Here is a 14,481-nt window from a genome sequence, read left to right on the forward strand (position 1 = left end):
TTTCATATACTTAGGATAATGCGGATTGTCGTGCCCTCACCTTTTTTCGATTGTATTTGCAGGACATCCTTTCGCTTATAGAAAAGTTCAAGTCGGCGAATCACGTTTCGGAGGCCGATTCCGGTTGAGTGGCCGCTGCTAATTTCATGCGCATGATCCTGCTGGTCAAAAATCTTCTGCACCTGATCCTCTGTCATCCCTTCCCCATTATCGGTAATTTCAATAATCGGCGTCCCCCTGCGCGAGAAAATCCGCAGGGCAATTTCCCCGCCGGACTCATTGTTCTCCACTCCATGAATGAACGCGTTCTCTACGAGCGGCTGAAGAGTAAGACTAGGAATCTCCTTTTTCAAACAGGTTTCATCGATTTCCATTGTAAAGGCAATTCGATCGGCAAATCTGGTTTTTTGAATGTAAAAATACTCCTGAACCACGCTCACTTCTTCAGAAAGGGTAACCGTTTTGTTGAGATTGCCAAGGCTGTAGCGGAGCAGCTGGGAAACGGATTCAATTAGACGGCTTGTAACCGGGGCATCTTCTAAGTAGGCCATCCGGACAACCGTATTGAGTGTGTTAAAAAGAAAATGCGGGTTGATCTGGTTTTGCAGGTGCTTGAGTTCAAGCTCCTTTAGCAGCTGATCGAGCTCTGATTTTTCCTCCATTTCTTCAATAAGACGCTTTAAATTATCCTTCATATGGTTAAACGACTCTCCAAGAACACGGATTTCGTCTCTGGATTTGACGGCAATGGACGGTCCTTCAAAGCGGCCGGAAGCAATCTCCTTCGCTGCATCAGACAGCTGCCGGATGGGCCGGGTGACGCCTCTTGAGAAAAAAAGAGCCAAAAGCAGCGCAAGAAGAAGTGTGGAAGAAAACAGGCTGATCGTGAACCATTGAAACGCCTGGTTGCGCTTTTCCATATCCTGATAAAATGCACGGTACTCAAAAAGCTCCATGTTCAAAAGGGTGAGGGTGGATTCCTGCAAATAAGATGAGATATTCTGAACTTCCTTTAAGTGCCTCAGGTAATCCTCAATTTGACTCGTTTTCACTTCCTCAATGGTCGCATCACTTTCTTCAAGCAGGCTCTTCATCATGTTTCGATATTTCAAAAGCTCAGGATCGCCTACTCCCGCAGGTTTTTCTAGCTCCAGCCGATTGTAATTTTTACTGAAGGATTTTTTGAGCTGATCATACTCCTGTACAAACTCCCCATCTTTTTCGACGGCGAAGCCATTAATTTTTTCATAAATAGAGCTCGCCTGCTGGGAAACTTCATTGAACAAAAGAAACCCCTGAAAGCTTTGGTGATACTCGGAAACCATCCGATTGCTGCTGAAATAGATAGAGAAGGTTACGATATTGAATAGCGCGACAAAGACTGAAAAATAGATAAGGAGCTTGCTGCGGATCGATTTCATTGCTGGGCCCCCTCTGGCTTGCCCGGAGTGAGCGGCAGGTCATACTCTCGAATAATGGCCGTATCCGTATGCTGAATCGGTTCCGGACTGAGCCCTTTTTTGATTTGCAGCAGCGTTTCGACCCCTTTATAGCCCATTTGATACGGATATTGAACGACCGTCGCCTGGATGGTGCCCTTTTCAATGTATTTTAGCGTCTCCGGCAACGTATCGAAGCCAATTACATACGTCCGCCCGTCCTTTTTCAAATACTCCGCTACCTGCGCAATGCCGATCCCATCCAGAGCGCTCGTCCCGTAAAATGCATTGAGTTCCGGATATTCCTGAAAAAATTCGTATGCGGCCTTTACCGCACCCGCCTTGGTAATATTGGATTCTTTTTGAGCTGCGACCTTGATACGAGACTGTGATTTAATTGCATCTAAAAACCCCTGCACCCGCAGCTTCTGATGGGACGCCTCGAAACTCCCGGTAATAATCCCAACCGTCTGAGGCCCCTTCGTATCAGCCATCAGCGCCTTTCCCGCAAGAAAACCGGCATAATAATTATCCGTCCCGATATACACCGACCGCTCACTGTTCGGCGCATCCGTATCAATCGTCACAACCGGAATACCCTTTTCTACTGCTTTATTTAAAAGCGGCGTAAACTCCTGATCGACAATCCCCTGTGTCAGCAGTCCATCGACCTGTCCCGCAATCGCCATATCAATCGTTTTCAAATGCTCATCTATATTTGCCTGCTTCGGACCAAGGAATTCAAGAGAAACCCCATGCTCCGCCGCCGCATCCTGAGCCCCTTCCTCGACCAGACTCCAGTACTCGTTATCTAGCTCCTCAGGAATGAGGACAAAATGAAACGTATGCTTTGGATCCGTCTTCCCTGCTGCAATTTCCGTCACATGAAAGGTTTCCTTTCCAAAGTAAATGGTCATGGCAGCCGTTGTTGCAAAAATAAGAATAGCAGAAAGGTAGAGAAATCGTTTGAGGTACGCCATGAGGTTCTCCTTGTAAGCGTTTTATTTCTATTGTAGGAGATTTGGCGGGGGTTGGGAAGGGGGAAGTTTGGGTGTGTGCACTGACCCCCGCTCTGATAAAGGACTAAAACTCCGTCCCCCTCTCACTTTTTCCGTTGTGCCGCATGAGGTTCGGCGGTTTGTGCTCTGTCCCCTGATGCGGTGATGCGGCGGGGGTCAGTGCAACGCACACAAAAAAAAGAAGGGTCTCCCCTTCTCACCTGCTGCGTGCAGCGTCTCTCATTTTCATGATGGAATAGCTTGTGATGGCTGCGATGATGGCGCAGGCGAATCCTGTGTACACGAATCCCATTTGGGCGGTTCCCGCCTGAAGCTGCAGCGTTAAGTAGTAGCCGAAGAAGACGAGGACTCCGAGGAGAGAAACGTTGCGAACCAGCTTTAAGTAGGATATATAGGATGCTCGGTCAAAATTAAACATAGTCATTACCTCTCAATCAAATAATCTTGTAAGAGGATATTTACCCGTTTTTGCAAACCTTAAACATCCGATTGATTTTTTTGCTGACCCCTTCGGTTTTTCCATTTGTTCAGGAGAATAATGACGATGACAAAGTATATTCCACTGGCAATAAGCAGTGAAGTTGTGTCAGTTCCGAAAAATTTATAAAGAATGGGTCCGCCGCAGACAGCTGCTATCAGGTACCACATCCAGAAGGATAGATTGTTCATGGGGAGCCTCCTGTTTTGTTTTCTTCTATTATACAAATTAAATCGATATACCACAAAATCATTGGAAATTTAAGGAATCACGTTATACAATCCTCTATATTCGGGTATGTATCATTAACGACTAAAGGAGGGCAAAACCATGGTTAAAACCGGTGATGAAATACAATGGGCGGAGGTTTTGGCAAGGCTTCAGGATGAATTGGCAGAGCTGAACGAAGATTTTAACCGGAATTTTATTAAGCCGAACATTGTCCTGTCCGGGAAAACGGGCGTTGGGAAGAGTACGCTTATTAATGCGGTATTTGGTTTTAATGAGGCGGAGACCGGTGTCGGCAAGCCGGTTTCACAGGCACTTATTGAGTATCGGATTCCGGAAGCACCGGTTCACCTTTTTGATACAAAAGGGATGGAGCTTGACCTGGAGCAGCGTGAGATCTCACGCAAACAGATTGTCAGCGAAATTCGGAAACGGGCTTCTTCTACAGATGCGGCGGACCACCTTCATATTATGTGGTATTGCATTTCTAATGAAAGCAGACGGCTCGAGAGTACAGAAATTGAGTGGATCCGCAGCTTTTCCGAATACATGCCGGTCGTCATTGTGTTAACGCAAACCTTCGATCAGAATGAAGCGTTTCTAAAATTTATAAAAGAAGAGCTCCCCCACCTTCCGATTTGCCGGGTACTGGCAAAGGAAAAAGTATTGCTGGGCGAGGTAAAAATTCCTCAGCATGGTTTAACCGATTTGATCGACAGGACGCTGGATATCATTCCGGAAGCGACTAGACGGGCGTTTACGGCGGCTCAGAAAATTGAAGTAGAACGGAAAATTGATTCAGCAAAAAAGCTGATTCAGGAGCGGCTCGATTCAAACAGCCCGGTGAGCTATAAAAATCTCGCCCACGCGGCTGAAGCATTCCCGATCGGCATGGATATGATGGGCCGAAGCGCTGTTTACTTGTATATGGCGAAAGACATTATGACAGTCATGGGCATTCCCGTAAACCGCAACTTCCTGAAGTTCACTAAGGAAGCAAGGCCGCTCCTGCAATCCATTCTGCTTCCATTCGTTGCCTCTGAAGGCGGGCGCGCAATCGGCAAAGCTGCCCTTAAATACGGTACGAAGCAGCTGAGCAAGGAAGGCGCCTCCACCCTAGCCAAGCTCGCCGGAAAAACGGTCGGTAAAGCCAATCTGCTTCTTTCTCCGATTGTCGGACTCGTCGCAGGGAGCTTCAATCGGAAAGTCACCGAAGCCATCGCCAACTCCTTTATTAATACATGTGCGGACTTTTTAAGACAGGAAATCAGCTACAAGGACTACTCCACTACTGAAATTATGGAGAAGCTTTCAATTGGGATGAAGGTACGGATGAATGAGAATAAGGAGAAAATTGAGGAGCTTGCGGTGAAAAGCTAAATAGGCATAACGTTTTATCGAAAAAGCTCGACATTTAATTTTTAGTCACTATAGAATTACGGTCACCAATTCATGAATCAGCCTGCTATTTAAGCAGGCTGATTTTTTCTCGTGTTTTAAGCACTAGTTTTATAGAATAATCTGGTTAACTTTTCAATAATTTGGGTAAAAACACTAAATAAAGATCAAATTACTGCAAAAGTCACACTGTTTTTTTCTAATATAAGGTAAATTACCCATTCAACCTAATTTATCCCATCGTTTATCATAGAATAATGCTTACATATTTTGACGAAATTTCACATTACAATAGATATTAATTTTCAAGGGGGTTACGGATCATGTCGTCCTATTTATCCTATCTTTATGAACAATTAAGAATAAAAGAGGACCAGCTCGAGAAGCTTGAAACCGCTAAACCAAAGCTAGAAGGAATTCAGCAGGAATTTAAAGCAAAGATTACAATGTGCAAGGAACCTGAGCTGACTTCAGACACCTATAAAGGGGATCATGCAACGGATTTCGATAAAATCCGAACAGAATTAAAAGAAGAATATAAAGACATGTACGATGGGCAGCTTGAGGATGTCCTCAATCAGATTCAAGGGAAAATAGAAGAATTAAAAGCAGAGATTACGAATTTAAAAGATCAGATTAAAAAAGAAGAAGCAAGACTTGCTGCTGAGGCTAAAGCTGAGGCAGATGCCGCTGCGAAAGCAAACTAGAAAGGAGTACATAAAATGAGTGAAGAAATTGTATTAGATATTGATGAAGTAAATAAAGCAGTCGATGGGCTGCAGTCATCCTCTCAAGGCTTCACCTCCTCCCTGGCAAGCGACTTCGCAAGCGGAAACGAACTGGATGCTGTAAAAAAAATTAACGAGTTGAATAAAGCACTTCAAGATGCCGCAGATCAATACAAAGCGCTTCTTTTAAAAAACATCCAGGCAACAAAAGAATCTGTCCAATCCATGAAGGATACAGACGACGAATTGGCGTCTACCTTCAAATAAAGAAAGGAGGTTTTCTAAGCAATGAAAACTCTTGACGTCGAATCATTGAGCCAAGGCATTAAAACAGCCCTGGCAGAAATCAAATCACAAAAAGAGCAGCTAAAGAAAATGGAGGCGGATGTCAAATCCATCGAAAACCTCCATACAGCCCTTACCGGTAAAGGCGGCCAGGCAATCCGTTCCTTTTACGGTGAAACACATAAGCCTCTTCTCGCCTACTATGATTTCTTATTCGAGAACTACGAGCGCGTTTTGAAGAAAATGAAAAAAGATCTGACCGAGCTTGAGCCAGAAAAAAATGGAGTGATCAAACAGAGCTTTCTGGAGGGTGAACTGACCCAGGGACTGAACGAAACCAAAAACTACACCTCCGATCTGACTGACGAAGCAAACGGAATCATCGATACCATCAAATCCATCGCACCCGTAAGTAATCTTGACGACAGCGGTGTAGCTGGTAAAGTAAGTGATGGAAAGAAAGACATGGAAGAAACCCTCAAGCAGCTAACTGAGTATGACCAAACTCAAACCTCTGAGCTCACGACCGTAGACCAGGACGTGCAAAAATTGAAGTCATATGTCAGTGAAATTTCCGGTATGTATGAAAGCGGGAAACTGTCAGTTGGGGGGTATGTGCCGGGGCAGCTGTCCAAAAATAAAAATTACGACTCCTTAAAAAGTGACCTTTTGATTAAAAGATTAATGAATGTTGGAGACACCACAATGTCAGTTTTGGATAATGTCGGAAAAAGCATTGGTAACGGGGACTATGCATTAATGGGTTTTCAACTTATTTCAACAGGATTAACAACTAAATTCAGTTCAAAGCTTAAAGTGAAATACAAAGGCGGCATCAAACCCGGTTTTTGGGATCGGGTTAGAGGAAATTACAAATTTACAGTCCAGATCGATAGGGAATGGACTGCCAAAGGAAAGCATAGAAACCCGCATGCAAAGTGGCTTAAGAATTTTGCAGAACAAGCAACACCTACAAACCCTATCAAAAAGCTGGCTCATCAATTCATTAAGTCTTATGATAGTCCTTCACACTTAGTTAAGCACGCTGCTGGTTATCCAAAAAACTTCAATGGTTGGCTAGATGGGAAAACATTTTTAAAAGGATATGAAAAACGTATAGGACATGGCATAAAAGGATTGGTAAAGGATACTTTGAACGCAAAAGGATTTACAACAGTTGCCAAAAGAGTACCATACGTATCCTATGCAGTCTCAGCTGCTGGAAATGTTGGAGAATTTTTCAGTGCTGAAAATGCAAAAAAATCTGTAATGGAACGAAGTGGTCGAATGGTAGCAGGCATTGGGACAGACATTGTAGCAATCTCTGCCGGTGCTAAAATTGGGGCAATTGCTGGAACTGCAATCGGAGGTCCCGTAGGCACAGTAGTTGGAGGTGCTGTTGGAGGCTTAGTCGGTGGTATAGCGAGTTCTGTTGTTGGTGATAAAATTAAGGATGTTGGAGAAGCAGCCGGACGTGCAATTGAAAAAGAAGCAAAGAAAATCACCAATAATGTGACGAATTCTGTAATAGGCTGGTTTAATTAAATCTAATCATCAACTAAGGAGTTAAAAAATGTTTCTTGTAGCAGAAATTATAAAAAATACAGTGCTTATTCTCTCTATAATCCAATGTACTTTTGCTGCTTGCATTATTTTACTTGGAGATACTCTTTATGACCAGTTTGAAGATGGTGTAATACACAATGCAAAAAATATCTTTTCTAAATCATGGAATTTCGTAGCGTATATTTTGTTCGGTATTGGCCCTTTTATATACAAGAAAAAAGCTCAACACCATAACTGGTTTGTTAAAAGAGCAATTATGACTTCATGGGTCTTATTAATGATCATAGTATTTGTTATTATCAACCTTATTTTAAGCAGTATAACAAACCTACTTGCTTAATAATAAAGAAAGGAGCTATGAATGAATTATCAGCTTGTATGTACAACGGAGGAGCTCGCGATATTAGTTTCAATTTGCGGTTATCCAGAATTCTCTAACGGGATTGCAGTTACTTCTTTTGGTGATCGGACTGAAAAAGATTGGAACCTGGTGACTCAGGTCACCATTCCCCAATTGATTCTCAAAGAAATCTGGGATGAACAGAAAGAAGCAGCAGGACTATTGCCAATCAGCGAGACTATGCACACCTTCATCCAATCATACGTAGAATCCAAAAGAATGATTCGTTGCTCTGATTTACCGAACAAAAGTGCATTCATGTTTCATAAAGCAACAGATAATGGCTGGCTCGCTCATATTATATATAAAGATATTATCCATGAATTCTTTTATGTAGAAACAGAAGAAATCCCTAAACTTATTAGAGATTACTATAAATTTGAGTTTACCAGCGAATTTAAAAATCATGAATTCAACTTATCAGAAAGTGACTTTGATGCATTGAGCAAGCAGGACCATATGAATCAAATTCTTTCTAATATGGACGCATCTGAGAGTCAAAGCTTCGAGAAATTTTTAGCAGACCTAAAGGAAAGCGATTGGTCCCTCTTTAACATTTCAAATTTTTCATTATTTGAAAAACAAGAAGATGCATATCTAGAAAACATTGTATTCTTCCTCCCTTCAACGAACGGGGTATGGGTGGCAGAATATACGGATGATGCAAAAACCCCTGTGTCCATCCGCCTAACCCCTGAAGATGAGTGGTATCAAGTGGTAAACGGGGTTGGGTTTGTTGCTGCAGCATCATCATAAGGAAACTGCAGGGAATTCCTGCAGTTTTTTATTTTGTTATTCACTAGAAAAAACGAACCTTACCAGACAAAAATGGATTTAAGTCCTTACAAAAAGCATTTGATTTTCGGTTCGTGTTTTAACTTCATGCGATACTAAAAAGTCAAATATAAAACTAGTTTTCTAAAGGAGCGCAACATGATTTCTAACGGTGTAATTACTATTATAGAGCTCTGTATGGGGGCTATAATAGCTGGTCAATTCGGTTACGCCCTTGCTGTATTGATTCTAGGGAGAGTACAAATAGAATACCTTGAGTGGGGAATATTCGAGAAAATACTAACAACATATTTTTGAAATGTAACAACTTTATTTTGTACTCTATCGCGGGACTCGGTCCATTTCTTTATTATAAGACCCAAAGAAATTCATGGATTTTATCTAAACTGATTTATATTCTTTATCTAATCATAGCTGGAGTTATTGCTATCATTCTATTTAATGCTGTCAGTCATATTCTTAGGTTTATCATTTGAAGGGGTTTTAACTCATGGAATCAATAACAGAGATATTGAAAATCGGTGTAGCTCTGATGCTCACGGCGCAATGTTCCTATTGTTTTTCATTGCTGCTGATTGGAAACACTCTTCTCGATTATTATGAGTGGGGGATTTTTGAAAAGCCTAAACATTGGCTTCCAAAAACAACAAACTTTATTCTGAAAGGTATTTTCGGGCTTGGGCCCTATCTTTATAAGAGGCTGCAGCACCATTCTTGGCTTTTTAGAAAACTGATTTTTTTCATATGGACCAACTTGGTTGTTGCAGGCAGTTTTTTATCTTATTTATTCATTAGCTTCGTCCTTGATTTATTTTACTGATCAAATGCTGGTTTAACAAATCAGTCTAAGGGGTCTTCATCATGCATTCACCAAAAGAATTAATTGAAGCTGTCGTTTTAATTCTCTTAGTCAGTCAGAACGCATATGCTTTCACCTTAATCATCATGGGAAATATACTCTTAGAATATTATGAATGGGGGATTTTCGAGGATCCAGAACATTGGGTTACGAAAACCACAAATTTTATTTTAAGATTTTTGTTTGGAATTGGACCCTATTTTTATAAAAAAACGCATAATGGAAAACGCTCCTGGTTAACTAGGAAATTACAATACATAGGCTGGTATCTTTTATTCTCAATTATCTGTATCCTATTTTATTCAATCTTAAGTTCTGTTCTTAGACTATACATATAACCTGAGGGAGGGGGTGAGCATTGAACCATATGTATCCTGCATGAATTCTATCCTTGGGGTAACTTTACTATACATATTATTAGGAAAATAACTTAATGGGGTTTGCAATCTTAAAAGTAGTTGAAATAGGTATCCTTATTACCCTTTGTTCTCAATTTGCATACGCTCTTGTGATACTGATTTTAGGGGAAATACAAATAGAATACTATGAATGGGGAATTTTTAAGGAGCCGGAAAACTGGTTTCAGAAAATAGTAAATTTCATTTTGAGACTATTAGTTGGCATTGGACCTTATATATATTACAAAACTCAAAATCGTTCATGGATCTTATCTAAATTACTATATTCCTTATTTCTGATTTGCCTTATCATATCTGGGATTATTTTTTATTATATTATATCGCGCTTAGGCAATTTAATTACCGGTTAAGAACAATCCTTAATAGGAAAGTGATAATTCACAGGAAAATAATAAATCCCCATATAGTTAAATACATCTATAGGAGCTCAAAAGATGATTTCCACAGGCCTAATTAAGATTATAGAATTATGTATGTTAGCCATTCTAGCAGGTCATTTCGGCTACGCCTTTGCTGTGTTAATTTTAGGCAGGGGACAAATAGAATATTTTGAATGGGGTATTTTCGATAAGGGCTCTAATGTATTTGGTAAACTTATTAACTTTTTCTTATACTCCATTGTTGGCCTAGGTCCATTTCTATACTACAAAAGTCAACGAGAATCTTGGATCTTATCCAAATTACTATACGTTCTTTATCTCGTACTTGCAGGAATAATCGCAATTATCTTATTTAATGTAATTAGTCGAACTCTATATTTTTTTAGCTAGCATGAGGAAATTAATTGCGGGAGCATCTATATGAATACTGAGATTTCTCTATTAATATTAGAAAATACACTAATTGCTCTTTTGGGAGCTCAGAACGTTTATGCTTTCCTGATTCTACTAACAGGGAGTCTCGTTTTAGATATGTACGAAAACGGAATCCATAAGGAAGGTTCAAAAAGATCGGGGCTTGAATATGTATTTTTAATTATCGGGGTAACGTTATTTGGAATTGGCCCCTACATATACAGAAAACTGGATCAACACTCCTGGATTGTAAAAAAGCTTATTTTCATGCTCTTTTGCATTGGATTATTTATTGGGAGCATTATTCTATTTGCTATCATTATGTCTAGCGTAAAATATGCACTGACTGTATTTAGTTAATTCGACTTAACAACTATGGAGTTAATGCTATGCTTCTCATACCCGAAATCATCAAACATACCGTGCTTATTCTTTCTATCGTTCAATGTACATATGCGGCTTGCATTATTTTGCTTGGGGATACCCTTTATGAACAATTTGAAGATGGTGTAGTATACAATCCGAGGAATATTTTCTCGAAAACATAGAATTTTTTGATCTTCGTTCTTTTTGGAATCGGTCCTTATCTTTACAGAAAAAAAGCCTTGCATCGTAATTGGTTCGTTAAAAGAGTCGTTATGGCTTGGTGGGTTTTATAAATGATAATAGGCACTGTTATTGTGAATCTTATCATTTTCAGTATTACAAACCTGTTTCAATGAGAAGTGGTTCAACTTTCAGGTTCAATTTTTGTTTTTCTGTTCGTCATATTGAACGAATTGATTATACGAGGCAATGAGTTGACAATCCGAAAAAACTGCTCTATTGGTCCCTTCACCACGGTTTTGTCGAAAAATATTTGTCGAAATTGTTCTTTTTATAGCAAAAACCAATTCGTTATATGGTATGATAGTACCAAAATGACGAACAGGAGTGAAAAAATGATCGGAGAACGCATTCGCAAATACCGCAAAGAACGTAACCTATCCCTTACAGAACTGGCTAACCGTGCAGGCGTAGCAAAGTCTTATTTAAGCTCTATCGAACGAAATCTCCAAACGAATCCATCTGTGTTATTCCTGGAAAAAGTCTCTTCTGTTTTAGGCGAGTCCGTGAATACCCTTGTTAATGATACAGAAGAAAGTTCGGGTTTGGATACGGAGTGGTCAGGTTTAGTGAAAGAAGCTATGCATTCTGGGGTAACGAAGGAGCAATTTAAGGAGTTTCTTGAATTTAATAAATGGAAAAATAAGAACGCTCAATAATAAAACAGACAGCCTAAATTCAACGATTTAGACTGTCTTTTCATTTTCAGCAAGTTTTTTTGGTTCCTCGAGTCTTGCCATCGCTCTCCAGATTGTGACTCCTGAATACCCTAGAAGCAGGATACCTGGAAGCACAAGCAGGAGTGCACTGCCTTCTTTCGATTTAGCGAAATCAATAAAATAGCCCAGGTAGGGAATGGTCACACCTGAATATTCCGCAACAACATTGTCAGACAAGACTGGCTCCGTGTCGGCCGTTTTGTTGTTGTCCCCTTTTGTCTTATACAAAACCTGATCTCCGCTTTTCATAACGTCGATAATTCTGTGCGTTACAAGGGTTGTTTCGTCCATCTTGAACGTGATCACATCATTTTTTTCGAAGCGCTTCATATCCCCGCCAGGTTTGACAGCTATGATGGATCCTGTATGAATTCCTGGCTCCATTGATCCTGAAAGAACGGTCTTCATCTGGTACCCAAGAAGCTGCGGTTCACCGCCTGACGCCTTTGAGGATACGACTGTTGCAATCATTAAGAGGAGGACGATAAATAAAAGTGCTGTAATGCTCGTGCTAATCATCTTTTTAATTGCTTTCAATCTGATCACCTTCCAGACTGGTATTCTCTTCTTTAGCCGGCACTGTCTCTTCTTTTGTCACTGGCTCTTCTGCTTTCACATCTTCCGGTTTTGATTCTTCAACGGTTGGATCTTCATTAGGTTTCTCTGCATCCGGTTTTGTTTCATCAGCAGGATTGGTTTCTTTTTCAGGTTTGGTTTCTTTTTCTTTATCCTTTTCCTCTTCCTCTTTGGTTTTCTCCTCTTCTTTAGGAGGCGGACAGGCTACGGTAATGGCTTCACTTGTAAATGTGGCTGTGTGCTCGTAATCTTTATTAAATCCCGGCCGCTGTTCTGCGACGACTTGATACGTCCCTTCCTTTTCAGCTAGGACGGAAAGGCTGCCGGATTGATTGCTTTCAATTTCATGGAGGGCTTGATTAGTCAGGATCTCATTTCCGTTGAAGAGAACGTCAAACGTGGTTGTACCGATCATCGTAAATCCGCTGTTTTGTATGGTAAATGGAAGGTTCACAGGTTCGCAGGATTCAACTTCCGATTCCTCATTTTTAACAAAGGACAGGACACTTCCATCCCACCAAGTACCCGCTTGAATGTCCATCGTGTCTTCTATGGAATCGCTGAAATACGCATTAGTTGGCTGGGATGTCAGGTTGGTTGCGCAATACATTCCTGTTACCCATAAAGCTGCAGCTTGTGTGATGTAAAGGTATTTTTTATTATGATCAAGAAATTTACGTTTCCTTGAGTGACGAATGACAGTCATCCCCCATTCTGCAATATTTCAATAAGGACGTGATAAAGCTTTGAAAGGAAGACGGGATAATCCCGCCTTCCCTGCCATTATAAAAATTATTTTTCTACTCCAGCGCCTTGCTGTCCTTCGAAGGACCACTTAAGGTGAAGCTGGTCTCCTTGGAATTTGTTTTGATCCTTGCCGTTTTCAACAAATTGGAACTGAACTTTTAATTCATCACTTGTTCCAGCTGCCAATTTACCGCCTTTTTCACCAAACCATTGGGAGAAGAAGTTCCCATCGATGGCATCAGGAGACATGTTTTTAAGCTGGTCAAGTGTCGTCCACCAAACAACTGTATCTACTTTATCTTTATTCAATAAGAAGTTTACGCGGATATGCTTTCCGAAATCCTCTCCAGCGTTGTCACCTTTCCAATCTGTTAACGTGTAATCCGTTTTCATAAGAACTTTGGCAATATCCAATGTTCCGTCATTTTTCAATTGGAAAGAACGGTTCATCCAATCACCAGGTTTAATGTTGCCAACTTCAATGACAGTAGTAGGATTTGCATTCAAATCCAAAGTTCCAGAAGCAAATGATCCGGAAGCATCCGCTTTATCACTGAAGAACGCGTATGTACCGCCCCCAACTAAAGACAAACCAAGTGCAGCTGACGCAAGACCCAAACCAAGTTTTTTACTGAATGCCATGTAAATTTCCTCCCATACCCTTTTAGTTTTTTATATTGAACTTCTTCAATGAAGAAGCACCAATCTTTTTACCTGCAACCGGTTCATTTGGTTTGGTTCTCAGGAGTTTAATGGATAGATAGAGTAGGAGGATTCCTGGGATGACCATAAACAGCAGGCTGCCGAATTTTGAATTTACCAGGATGAATAGATAGCCTAGGAATGGAATGGTTAGGCCTGTATAGATGCCTTTTATTTGCTGTGGTTTTACTTGTTCCAAATCAGGGCCGTCATTGTTATCGCCTTTTGTGCGGTATTGCTCCCTGTCTTCCTTCCTAACTACCTCCACGACTCTGTGAGTAATGAGGGCGTGGTTCTCTACCTCAAACGTGATAACGTCCCCTTTGCTGATTTTTTCATCAGGGTCCGGGGTTTTTATGAGGATGACAGATCCTGTCCAGAAGGCTGGTTCCATCGAACCGGATAGAACATTTTTGATTTGATAAGGAAAAATGGTTTGTTTGTTCCCAATAAAGAACAAAGAGAGCGTAATGATTAAGACCCATAAAAATCTTTTTACGAATTGGATTTTCACAAGTCCAGCGCCTTTCTCCTTACGTGTTCTTGTTAAAGAACCTTACACACTGAGTATATCGTACGACCCACAAAATCGGAAGTGGTCTTTTGTACCAAAAAGTTCTTTTTAACGAATATTTTCTGTAGTTTCCTTCGCTTTTCTTCATTTTTCTAACTTTTTCATATTTTTTACGGTCTTTTTGTTTTATATAAAGAACATATTGATCC

18 protein-coding genes are annotated in these 14,481 nt (G+C 40.6%); 10 read left to right on the forward strand and 8 right to left on the reverse strand.

The genetic code is table 11. The features are described 5' to 3' along the window. Nucleotides 1–2 precede the first annotated feature (2 nt). The 4 genes from WCV65_RS19090 to WCV65_RS19105 form a co-directional block, all read right to left on the reverse strand. Nucleotides 3–1,421, reverse strand: coding sequence for a sensor histidine kinase (locus WCV65_RS19090; protein WP_338778708.1), 1,419 nt, complete (start codon nt 1,419–1,421; stop codon nt 3–5). Then, nucleotides 1,418–2,419: a sugar-binding protein gene (locus tag WCV65_RS19095; protein ID WP_338778710.1), complete on the reverse strand. Its 1,002-nt coding sequence runs from the start codon at nt 2,417–2,419 to the stop codon at nt 1,418–1,420. The genes WCV65_RS19090 and WCV65_RS19095 overlap by 4 nt, the downstream gene beginning before the upstream one ends. 235 nt (nt 2,420–2,654) lie before the next feature. After that, nucleotides 2,655–2,876 (reverse strand): hypothetical protein, encoded by a 222-nt coding sequence (locus WCV65_RS19100; RefSeq protein WP_338778712.1) that lies wholly within the window; start codon nt 2,874–2,876, stop codon nt 2,655–2,657. A gap of 59 nt (nt 2,877–2,935) precedes the next feature. Further along, complete coding sequence (locus WCV65_RS19105; protein ID WP_338778714.1) at nt 2,936–3,127, reverse strand: hypothetical protein; 192 nt, start codon at nt 3,125–3,127, stop codon at nt 2,936–2,938. A gap of 139 nt (nt 3,128–3,266) precedes the next feature. Here WCV65_RS19105 and WCV65_RS19110 point away from each other — a divergent pair, with 139 nt between their 5' ends. The 10 genes from WCV65_RS19110 (at nt 3,267) to WCV65_RS19155 (ending at nt 11,673) form a co-directional block, all read left to right on the forward strand. Continuing rightward, on the forward strand, nt 3,267–4,544 hold the full coding sequence (locus WCV65_RS19110) for a GTPase (RefSeq protein ID WP_051860537.1): 1,278 nt from the start codon (nt 3,267–3,269) through the stop codon (nt 4,542–4,544). Nucleotides 4,545–4,885: 341 nt separating this feature from the next. Continuing rightward, entirely contained in the window at nt 4,886–5,269 is a 384-nt protein-coding gene (locus WCV65_RS19115) for a DUF5082 family protein (protein ID WP_338778718.1), read from the forward strand. Nucleotides 5,270–5,284: 15 nt separating this feature from the next. Continuing rightward, nucleotides 5,285–5,557, forward strand: coding sequence for a YwqI/YxiC family protein (locus tag WCV65_RS19120; RefSeq protein ID WP_338778720.1), 273 nt, complete (start codon nt 5,285–5,287; stop codon nt 5,555–5,557). 21 nt (nt 5,558–5,578) lie between these two features. Beyond that, entirely contained in the window at nt 5,579–7,120 is a 1,542-nt protein-coding gene (locus WCV65_RS19125; RefSeq protein WP_338778722.1) for an LXG domain-containing protein, read from the forward strand. Between the two features lie 28 nt (nt 7,121–7,148). Beyond that, a complete protein-coding gene (locus WCV65_RS19130) occupies nt 7,149–7,481 on the forward strand; it encodes a hypothetical protein (RefSeq protein WP_338778724.1) in 333 nt (110 codons plus the stop codon). A gap of 21 nt (nt 7,482–7,502) precedes the next feature. Next, on the forward strand, nt 7,503–8,297 hold the full coding sequence (locus WCV65_RS19135) for a hypothetical protein (RefSeq protein WP_338778726.1): 795 nt from the start codon (nt 7,503–7,505) through the stop codon (nt 8,295–8,297). Between the two features lie 529 nt (nt 8,298–8,826). Then, nucleotides 8,827–9,156: a hypothetical protein gene (locus WCV65_RS19140; protein ID WP_338778728.1), complete on the forward strand. Its 330-nt coding sequence runs from the start codon at nt 8,827–8,829 to the stop codon at nt 9,154–9,156. Between the two features lie 1,258 nt (nt 9,157–10,414). Continuing rightward, nucleotides 10,415–10,768 carry a hypothetical protein gene (locus WCV65_RS19145; protein ID WP_338778730.1) on the forward strand — a complete coding sequence of 118 codons (354 nt, stop codon included), beginning with the start codon at nt 10,415–10,417 and terminating at the stop codon, nt 10,766–10,768. A 29-nt stretch (nt 10,769–10,797) separates the two neighbouring features. Then, the gene (locus tag WCV65_RS19150) at nt 10,798–10,956 is read left to right on the forward strand and encodes a hypothetical protein (protein ID WP_338778732.1); all 159 of its coding nucleotides are present in this window, start codon (nt 10,798–10,800) and stop codon (nt 10,954–10,956) included. 393 nt (nt 10,957–11,349) lie between these two features. After that, on the forward strand, nt 11,350–11,673 hold the full coding sequence (locus tag WCV65_RS19155; protein WP_035404906.1) for a helix-turn-helix domain-containing protein: 324 nt from the start codon (nt 11,350–11,352) through the stop codon (nt 11,671–11,673). 27 nt (nt 11,674–11,700) lie between these two features. Here the strand turns inward: WCV65_RS19155 and WCV65_RS19160 are convergent, their stop codons facing one another. The 4 genes from WCV65_RS19160 to WCV65_RS19175 all read right to left on the reverse strand — a co-directional run bounded on the left by WCV65_RS19160 (nt 11,701) and on the right by WCV65_RS19175 (nt 14,272). Next, nucleotides 11,701–12,270 carry a signal peptidase I gene (locus WCV65_RS19160; protein ID WP_338778734.1) on the reverse strand — a complete coding sequence of 190 codons (570 nt, stop codon included), beginning with the start codon at nt 12,268–12,270 and terminating at the stop codon, nt 11,701–11,703. Further along, entirely contained in the window at nt 12,257–13,015 is a 759-nt protein-coding gene (locus WCV65_RS19165) for a hypothetical protein (protein ID WP_338778736.1), read from the reverse strand. The genes WCV65_RS19160 and WCV65_RS19165 overlap by 14 nt, the downstream gene beginning before the upstream one ends. A gap of 86 nt (nt 13,016–13,101) precedes the next feature. Then, complete coding sequence (locus WCV65_RS19170; protein ID WP_338778738.1) at nt 13,102–13,698, reverse strand: CalY family protein; 597 nt, start codon at nt 13,696–13,698, stop codon at nt 13,102–13,104. A 22-nt stretch (nt 13,699–13,720) separates the two neighbouring features. Next, entirely contained in the window at nt 13,721–14,272 is a 552-nt protein-coding gene (locus WCV65_RS19175; protein ID WP_338778739.1) for a signal peptidase I, read from the reverse strand. Nucleotides 14,273–14,481 lie beyond the last annotated feature (209 nt).

Origin of the sequence: Metabacillus sp. FJAT-52054 (assembly GCF_037201815.1) — a bacterium.
In the GTDB taxonomy this organism is placed as follows: Bacteria; Bacillota; Bacilli; order Bacillales; family Bacillaceae; genus Metabacillus_B; species Metabacillus_B sediminis.

Coding starts and splice junctions, on each gene's coding strand:
- WCV65_RS19090 (WP_338778708.1), bottom strand. CDS start 1,421: ATGAAATCGATCCGCAGCAAGCTCCTTATCTATTTTTCAGTCTTTGTC.
- WCV65_RS19095 (WP_338778710.1), bottom strand. CDS start 2,419: ATGGCGTACCTCAAACGATTTCTCTACCTTTCTGCTATTCTTATTTTT.
- WCV65_RS19100 (WP_338778712.1), bottom strand. CDS start 2,876: ATGTTTAATTTTGACCGAGCATCCTATATATCCTACTTAAAGCTGGTT.
- WCV65_RS19105 (WP_338778714.1), bottom strand. CDS start 3,127: ATGAACAATCTATCCTTCTGGATGTGGTACCTGATAGCAGCTGTCTGC.
- WCV65_RS19110 (WP_051860537.1), top strand. CDS start 3,267: ATGGTTAAAACCGGTGATGAAATACAATGGGCGGAGGTTTTGGCAAGG.
- WCV65_RS19115 (WP_338778718.1), top strand. CDS start 4,886: ATGTCGTCCTATTTATCCTATCTTTATGAACAATTAAGAATAAAAGAG.
- WCV65_RS19120 (WP_338778720.1), top strand. CDS start 5,285: ATGAGTGAAGAAATTGTATTAGATATTGATGAAGTAAATAAAGCAGTC.
- WCV65_RS19125 (WP_338778722.1), top strand. CDS start 5,579: ATGAAAACTCTTGACGTCGAATCATTGAGCCAAGGCATTAAAACAGCC.
- WCV65_RS19130 (WP_338778724.1), top strand. CDS start 7,149: ATGTTTCTTGTAGCAGAAATTATAAAAAATACAGTGCTTATTCTCTCT.
- WCV65_RS19135 (WP_338778726.1), top strand. CDS start 7,503: ATGAATTATCAGCTTGTATGTACAACGGAGGAGCTCGCGATATTAGTT.
- WCV65_RS19140 (WP_338778728.1), top strand. CDS start 8,827: ATGGAATCAATAACAGAGATATTGAAAATCGGTGTAGCTCTGATGCTC.
- WCV65_RS19145 (WP_338778730.1), top strand. CDS start 10,415: ATGAATACTGAGATTTCTCTATTAATATTAGAAAATACACTAATTGCT.
- WCV65_RS19150 (WP_338778732.1), top strand. CDS start 10,798: ATGCTTCTCATACCCGAAATCATCAAACATACCGTGCTTATTCTTTCT.
- WCV65_RS19155 (WP_035404906.1), top strand. CDS start 11,350: ATGATCGGAGAACGCATTCGCAAATACCGCAAAGAACGTAACCTATCC.
- WCV65_RS19165 (WP_338778736.1), bottom strand. CDS start 13,015: ATGACTGTCATTCGTCACTCAAGGAAACGTAAATTTCTTGATCATAAT.
- WCV65_RS19170 (WP_338778738.1), bottom strand. CDS start 13,698: ATGGCATTCAGTAAAAAACTTGGTTTGGGTCTTGCGTCAGCTGCACTT.